Here is a 7,155-nt window from a genome sequence, read left to right as displayed (position 1 = left end):
CGCTATTCCTTTATGAAGCAATCCATGGCGTTACGCGCACTTTGGATTGCTTCGCTTCGCTCGCAATGACGATTTCGTTCGGCTCGACCGACCTTATGCCGGAACCGTGCTCTCGTCGAAGAACAGCACCTGCGAAATCGCCGCGCGCAGCGTCGCGGGCTGATATGGCTTGGTGAGCAGGAACGCCGGTTCGGGGCGATCCCCGGTGAGCAGCCGTTCAGGGAAAGCGGTGATGAAGATCACAGGCACGCTGAGGCCGGTCAGGATTTCTTGCACCGCCTCGATCCCCGAGCTGTTGTCGGCGAGCTGGATGTCGGCGAGCACCAATCCCGGCTGATGCTTCTGCGCTTCGGCCACCGCTTCGCGATGCGTGGTGGCGACTGCTACGACGTCGTGCCCCAGGTCGCGGACGATCATTTCGATATCCATCGCGATGATCGGCTCGTCCTCGATGATCAGGATGCGCGCGCGGGTCTGGCGGTCGATTTCGTCGGTCGCCTCGGCGATCAGCGTTTTCACTTCGTCGGTACCGCGGCCGATGATACGGCCGGTGTCCTCGGCATTGAAGCCCTCGACCGCGGTCAGCAGCAGCGCCTGCCGCGCCAGCGACGGAATGCGGCGCAGGCGCGCGTCGGCGATCGCTATGTCGGTCAGGTCGGCGGCGTCGCCCGCCGCAGTGCCATTTGCCATCAGCGCAAAATTGTCATGGACCATCCGGTACAGCTGGATGCGCAGGTCGTTTCCGGTATCGACCGCAGCGGGATCCGCGACCAATGTTTCGAGCAAACGCGCAACCAGCGCGTCGCCATTCTGCTGGCTTCCCGAAATCGCCCGACCATAACGTCGCAAATATGGAAGATGCGGGGCGATCGCCTGACCCAATGACATAATTTTCCCTCCTGATGCGGGTCTTAACCCGCCGAAAACCCAGCAAACACGGCTCACAGCCGCGCCCACCGACATAATTTCACCCCATGGGAACGATTTAGCCGCAAATTAGTTTCATGGGGAAGAACAAACGCGCCATTGCGGTTTGATAAATGCGCGGTTAGCAACAGGCCCCATGTTAAGCGGATGCCCCGATAATGTCGCCTAAAACCGGTTCGCCCAGCGGCGAGACTTCGGGGAAGGATACGACGAGAAAAACCCCAGCCAAGACGCAGGACGTCAATGGCGCGCTGCGGCGCGCCTATGAATCCACCGTGGACGAGTCGATTCCCCAGTCGCTGCTGGATCTTTTGAGCAAGCTCGACTGACGTCAGCGCTGGTAGCGCGCGTCAAAATCACGCTGAAAAGCCGCGAACTTACCTACTGCAATGGCAACGCGCATGGCCTGCATCAGCGCCTGATAGAAATGCAGATTATGCTGCGTCATCAACATCGCGCCGAGCATCTCGCCCGATCGGACGAGGTGATGCAGATAGGCGCGCGACCAGGTCGTACAGACCGGGCAATCGCATGACGCATCGAGCGGCGCCTGATCCTCGGCAAACTTTGCGTTGCGAATGTTGATGGGCCCGTCCCAGGTAAAGGCCTGCCCATTGCGTCCCGACCGCGTCGGCAGCACGCAATCGAACATATCGACCCCCCGCGCGACCGCGCCAACCAGGTCGTCGGGCTTGCCGACGCCCATCAGATAGCGCGGGCGGTCCGCGGGAAGCTGGGTGGGTGCATAGTCGAGCACGCCGAACATCGCCGCCTGCCCCTCACCCACCGCGAGGCCGCCGATCGCATAGCCGTCGAAACCAATGTCGATCAGCGCCGCCGCCGATCGCGCGCGCAGCTTTTCGTCGAGCGAGCCCTGTTGGATCCCGAACAAGGCCGACAGCGCCGCATGTTTTTCGCCCGCGTCAAACCCCGCGCGGCTGCGCGCCGCCCAGCGCATCGAACGCTCCATGCTCGCCTCGGCGCGCTTGGCATCGACGCCGTTCGGCGGGCATTCGTCGAACGCCATCACGATGTCGCTGCCGAGCAGGCGCTGGATTTCCATCGACCGTTCTGGGGTCAGCATATGCTTCGAACCGTCGAGGTGGCTCTTGAACGCGACACCCTCTTCACTCTGTTTGGTCAGCGCCGACAGGCTCATCACCTGATAGCCGCCGCTGTCGGTCAGGACCGGCCGGTCCCAGCCCATGAAATTGTGCAGGCCGCCTAGCCGCGCCATGCGTTCGGCGGTCGGGCGCAGCATGAGATGATAAGTGTTGCCGAGGATAATATCGGCGCCGGTCGCGCGCACCTCGGCAGGGCGCATCGCCTTCACCGTCGCCGCCGTGCCGACGGGCATGAAGGCGGGAGTGCGGATGTCGCCGCGCCGCATGGCAATTGTGCCGGTGCGCGCGGCGCCGTCGGTCGCGGCGATCGAAAAGGTGAATCTGTCGGTCATCGGGCGCGCCTATGGCGGCGGGGTGAGCAAAAGTCGAGGTATGGACGATCTTCCTTGTCGCGACGCCATGGGGAGGATTTCGAACCGACTATTCCTTATCGTCCTCACTCGAAGGCTCGTCAGCTGCTGCTTTGGCCTTTTCCTTCGGTTTTTCCTTTTCAAAGATCGCCAACAGCTCCGTCTTCTTCGCCTCGGACAATCCTTCTTCGGCCTCGGGAAACATCTCTTCTTCCTCCTCGTCGATATGGTGAAGGTAGCGATCTTTCATCGTGCGAAAGCGGGTCAACCAGCCGGTCGAGGCGAAGTCCATCTCGTAAAGCTCGGTGAGCAGGTCGTCGATTTCCTTATGCTCGGAGACGCTGTGCTGCGCGTCGTCGCGCAGGTCAGGCTTGCCGAGCATCGTCGCATAGAGCGACATTTCCTCCGACGCCGCGTGCGCGGTCACCTCGACGCGAAACGCCTCGAACAGCTTTTCGCGCTCGGGGCTGTCGCCCTTGGTTTCGTCGATCTGGGTGAGCAGTTTGCGGTGGCGGTCGTGATCGGCTTTCAGCCGCGCAAAGATCTTTGTTTCAGCCATGTTCGTCTCCTGTTTGGGAGCAGAACGGGCAATCGCGCGGACGGTTCCCCTCTGTCCGTCAGGCGGCCTTCCAGTCGCTCGTCGTCGTGAACATCGGCAGCGCCATCGCGGCGGTCGATTGCGTCGCCGCGGCGATCAGATAGGGCGACACGCGGTGCCGCGTACACAGCCCGCCATTGCCATCGCTGACCATCGTTTGTTCGAATTCGACCCCCTGTTGGTGCTTCATCGACCGGCGGACGGTGGCGGTGACGAGCTGCCCCTCTCCGAAATCGATAACAAATTGGGTGCCGGGCGGGACATTCAAAATGCCCTCGATAAAGGCGCCGGTCGACGACAGGTTGCGGATGACGACATTATAGCGATGATTGTCGTGGATCGCCCCGACAGTACGGAACAGCGAGAAACGATCGTTGCGCTGGCGCGCCGGTCCGGCCGGCTTGATTATCCACGAGCCCGCCTCGGCATGTTCGAGCAACTCTATATGCGGCACTGGCTTGCTATAAACATAGCCTTGGACATGGCTGACGTTGAGCTTGCGGATGAGCTCGAGCTGGTCGAGCGATTCGATCCCCTCGGCGGTTGTCTCCATCTCCAGCGCCTCGGCAAGCGCGACGATCGCCGCGATGATCGCACCGTTGCGTGACCCCGGCACCGTCGCGTCGCGCACAAAACTCTGGTCGATCTTGATCTTGTCGAACGGCGCGGTCTGCAAATAGCTGAGCGACGAATAGCCGGTACCGAAATCGTCGAGTGCAAGACGGACGCCGAGCGCATTGAGCGCCTTGAACATTTTGGCTGTGTCAGCCGAATCGCCCAGGAACACGCTTTCGGTGATTTCCAGCTCAAGCCGGTCGGGCGCCAGCCCCGTTGTCGCAAGCGCGCTGGCGACAATCTTCGGCAAATCCTCGTTGGCAAACTGGATCGGCGACACATTGACCGCGACGCGCATCTCGCCGGGCCAATTGACCGCATCCTCGCACGCCTTGCGCAGCACCCATTCGCCGAGCGGCCAGATCAGATTGGCTTCCTCGGCGATCGGGATGAAGACGCCCGGCGAAATTACGCCGCGATCGGGATGCGTCCAGCGCACGAGTGCCTCGACTCCGGTCACCATATTCGACTTGGCGTTGACGACGGGCTGGTATCGTAGCTCCATTTCGCCACGGGCGAGCGCGTCGCGCAAATCGTCTTCGAGTGCGCGGCGAATTTCCGCGGCCTGGTGCAGTTCGCTCGAATAGAAGCTGAACCGGCCGCGCCCGTTGCCCTTTGCTGCATACAGCGCGAGATCGGCGTTGCGGACCAGATCGTCGCTGGTCAGCCCGTCGAAGGGTGCAATTGCAACCCCGACCGAGGCGCCGATGATACAGCGGCTACCTTCGACCGAATAGGGTTGCGAAAGGCTGGCGATGATGTCGGCCGCCATGTCGCCGAGCTTGCCGCGGTCATCGACGTCGGGAAGGATGATCTGGAATTCATCACCGCCGAGGCGGCTGACCATCTCCTTGTCGCCAACAATCTTCAGCAGCCGCTGGGCAACCTGCTTGAGCAGCGAGTCGCCTGCCGGATGCCCGAGCGTGTCGTTGACCTGTTTGAAGCGGTCGAGATCGAGCAGCATGATTGCACACACACGCTGCTGCTGGGCAAAGGCGGCGAGCGTTGTGTCCAGCTTTTTCGAGATGTTGAAGCGATTGGCGAGTCCGGTCAGCGAATCATAGAGCGCGAGGCGCGAAGCATCCTCGGCCGATCGCCGCTGCGCGGTAACGTCGGTGCCGCTGCCGCGATAGCCGGTGAATTTGCCGCTACCGTCGAACTGTGGCCGCCCGGAAATCGCCCACCAGCGATCGTCGCCCTCGAACGCGCTGCGAAGTGGCAGCTCGTCGAACTTGGATTGTTTGGTCAGCAGGAACGGCAAGGTACGCTGGCGTTCGCCATGGCTGTCGACGGGGAGGAACAGCTCGGTAAAGCTGGTGCCAAGCAATTGGCCGCTGGTCCGCCCCATCAGCCGCGCGACCGAATCGGTGATATAGGTCAGCCGTCCCCTGACATCGGTCGACCAGAACCAGCCCTGTCCGCTCTCCTCGTAATTCTGGAGCAGCAGCAACGCTTCGCGGGTGTGCAAGTTTGGCGCGACGTCGCTGCGCGGTTTGCCGATGCGCGATCCGATCAGGCCGAAAAAACCGCGCTGACCCTCATCGCCACCATCACCCCCCCGCTCGCCGGATTCGATCTGCGATGACAATTCCATCAAGTCAAACTCTTGCTGGCCCCCACACTGACCAATGTTATGGGCGCAAGGAATTGCGATAATGTAAATAGACGGCTCGCTACACCAACGTCACGATGCCAAATTTGGCGGTCGCTAAGGCGCCTTCAGCGATCCGGGTCGATGCACAAGCGCACCGTTACTTCGGATATCCAAGCCAGTCACCGGCATCGACACCGCCAAGATCATCATCCCGAATCAGTCGAACACAGGCGGCTGGCGGAGACAGCACACCTACACAGCGCGTACAGGCAGCAGCAGACTTGCATCGCCATAGCTGTAAAAGCGGTAATCGTTCGCGATCGCATGGGCGTAAGCCGCCTGCATAATCTCCAGCCCCATCAGCGCGCTGACCAGCATGAACAGCGTCGAACGCGGCAAGTGGAAGTTGGTCAGGAGCCCGTCGATCGCCCTGAACCGGTAACCGGGGGTGATGAAGATCGCGGTGTCGCCCACGAATGCGGCGATCGTGCCGTCGTCCTGCGCCGCGCTTTCGAGTAGGCGCAGGCTGGTGGTGCCGACCGCGATGATCCGCCCGCCCGCAGCGCGTACCGCGTTCAGCCGCGCCGCGGTGTCGGCCTCGATCCGCCCCCATTCGGCATGCATCACATGATCTTCGGTGTCATCGGCCTTGACCGGCAGGAAGGTGCCGGCGCCGACGTGCAGCGTCAGCGTTTCGGTCGCGATTCCCACCGCCGCGAGCGCAGCGAGCAGACCCGGCGTGAAGTGCAATGCCGCCGTGGGTGCGGCAACGGCGCCGTCTTTCGCGGCGAACATCGTTTGGTAATCGGACCGGTCCTCCTCGTCGGTGGCGCGCTTGCCCGCGATATAGGGCGGCAGCGGCATCGTTCCCGCGCGTTCGAGGAGGGCTTCAACCGGCTCGTCGCCCGCGAACGAAAGGATGAAGCTGCCGTCGGGAAGCCGCTCCTCGGCTAGCGCGGATACCTCCGACCCGAAATCAACCGTCTCGCCGACGCGCAGCCGCTTGGCGTTGCGGACGAAGGCCTGCCAGCGGCGCAGGTCGATGCGCTTGTGCAGCGTCGCGCCGATCTTCGCGGCACCCCTCCACCCCTCCAACTGGGCCGGGATCACGCGCGTGTCGTTGAATACCAGGCAGTCGCCGGGGTGCAGCCAGGCGGGCAGGTCGCCGACTCCGGCATCGACGATCCTGTCGCCATCGACCACGAGCATCCGCGCCGCATCGCGCGGCCGCGCCGGGCGTAGCGCGATCCGTTCGTTCGGCAGGTCAAAATCGAAGGCGTCGACGCGCATGGATCCTCGCGCCGATGGTCGGCTTAACGGATCGGCGCGTTGAGCTGGTCGGCGGTGATTTCGGCGGCGGGCGCCGGAGCGGGAACCGCTTCGAGAAGTGCCGACGCCGGCGGCATCGGTTTGTTGTCGGCAGCGACCGACACCTGGACCATGCGTGACATCACCGCGGGCGGCTCGCCCTTCTGGATCGCATCGACATATTGCATGCCCGACACGACCCGGCCGAAGGCGGTGTAGCGGTTGTCGAGCGCGAAGCGGGGCTGGAGCATGATGAAGAACTGGCTGTTGGCGCTGTCTTCGCTTTCCGCGCGCGCCATCGACAGCGTGCCGCGCAGATGCGGGGTGACGTTGAATTCGGCCTTGAGGTCAGGCAGCTGCGACCCGCCCTGCCCGGTTGCGCTTGGGTCGCCGGTCTGCGCCATGAAGCCGTCGATCACGCGGTGGAACTTGATCCCGTCATAAAACCCGGCGCGCGCCAGCAGCTTCAGCCGCTCGACATGGTTCGGCGCGACATTTGGATAGAGCTGGATCACCACCCGGCCACCGGTCGAAAGGTCGAGGTTGAGCATATATTCGGGGTTATTGATGTACTGGTCCGGCGTCATCGTCGGGGGGGGGGGGGGGGGGGGGGGGGGGGGGGGGGGGGGGGGGGGGGGG

7 protein-coding genes are annotated in these 7,155 nt (G+C 63.0%); 1 reads left to right on the top strand and 6 read right to left on the bottom strand.

The window, feature by feature from the left end; translation table 11 throughout:
* Window positions 1-93: 93 nt before the first annotated feature.
* A complete protein-coding gene (locus K0M74_RS11675) occupies window positions 94-888 on the bottom strand; it encodes a response regulator (RefSeq protein WP_293972286.1) in 795 nt (264 codons plus the stop codon).
* Between the two features lie 197 nt (window positions 889-1,085).
* Here K0M74_RS11675 and K0M74_RS11670 point away from each other — a divergent pair, with 197 nt between their 5' ends.
* Window positions 1,086-1,256: a NepR family anti-sigma factor gene (locus tag K0M74_RS11670; RefSeq protein WP_293972283.1), complete on the top strand. Its 171-nt coding sequence runs from the start codon at window positions 1,086-1,088 to the stop codon at window positions 1,254-1,256.
* Window positions 1,257-1,258: 2 nt separating this feature from the next.
* Here the strand turns inward: K0M74_RS11670 and tgt are convergent, their stop codons facing one another.
* From tgt to K0M74_RS11645, 5 genes are all read right to left on the bottom strand, one after another.
* The gene (tgt, locus tag K0M74_RS11665; RefSeq protein WP_293972280.1) at window positions 1,259-2,383 is read right to left on the bottom strand and encodes a tRNA guanosine(34) transglycosylase Tgt; all 1,125 of its coding nucleotides are present in this window, start codon (window positions 2,381-2,383) and stop codon (window positions 1,259-1,261) included.
* Between the two features lie 88 nt (window positions 2,384-2,471).
* On the bottom strand, window positions 2,472-2,960 hold the full coding sequence (locus K0M74_RS11660; protein WP_293972276.1) for a hemerythrin domain-containing protein: 489 nt from the start codon (window positions 2,958-2,960) through the stop codon (window positions 2,472-2,474).
* 58 nt (window positions 2,961-3,018) lie between these two features.
* On the bottom strand, window positions 3,019-5,208 hold the full coding sequence (locus K0M74_RS11655; protein WP_293972273.1) for an EAL domain-containing protein: 2,190 nt from the start codon (window positions 5,206-5,208) through the stop codon (window positions 3,019-3,021).
* A 252-nt stretch (window positions 5,209-5,460) separates the two neighbouring features.
* Window positions 5,461-6,498, bottom strand: coding sequence for a tRNA preQ1(34) S-adenosylmethionine ribosyltransferase-isomerase QueA (gene queA, locus K0M74_RS11650; RefSeq protein WP_293972270.1), 1,038 nt, complete (start codon window positions 6,496-6,498; stop codon window positions 5,461-5,463).
* Window positions 6,499-6,521: 23 nt separating this feature from the next.
* Window positions 6,522-7,155, bottom strand: a 634-nt coding sequence (locus tag K0M74_RS11645; protein ID WP_293972268.1) for a peptidylprolyl isomerase, incomplete at its 5' end; no start/stop codon positions are given.

This window comes from Sphingopyxis sp. (assembly GCF_019459305.1).
In the GTDB taxonomy this organism is placed as follows: Bacteria; Pseudomonadota; Alphaproteobacteria; order Sphingomonadales; family Sphingomonadaceae; genus Sphingopyxis.
Note: the sequence above shows the minus strand (reverse complement) of the source record. Positions and strands in the feature narration are given on the sequence as shown.